The 230-nt window shown below is 44.3% G+C and carries 1 protein-coding gene; it reads left to right on the top strand.

Annotated features, from left to right (window positions below):
* Nucleotides 1–230 (top strand): hypothetical protein (locus tag HA632_RS01495; RefSeq protein WP_176305481.1); only part of this gene is annotated, 230 nt, incomplete at both ends.

The following is a 230-nucleotide window of genomic DNA, read 5'->3' as shown; positions in this document are numbered from 1 at the left end:
GGTACACCGATTTGTGTTAATCCACAAACCAGTAGTGTTACTTTGACCGTTTTACCATTACCTACAGTGAGTGTAGCGGTGAATCCAACAATACTGTGTTTGGGCGACAGTGCTACTTTCACTTTTACAGGTACACCAAATGCAACGGTTACCTACAATATTGATGGCGGAGCCAATCAAACCATAGTTTTAAGCGGAGCCGGTACAGCCACACTAACGGGAACTTACAC

The organism is Flavobacterium sp. J49 (genome assembly GCF_011742145.1).
Classification (GTDB): domain Bacteria; phylum Bacteroidota; class Bacteroidia; order Flavobacteriales; family Flavobacteriaceae; genus Flavobacterium.
This window is presented reverse-complemented; position numbering and strand designations above follow the sequence as displayed.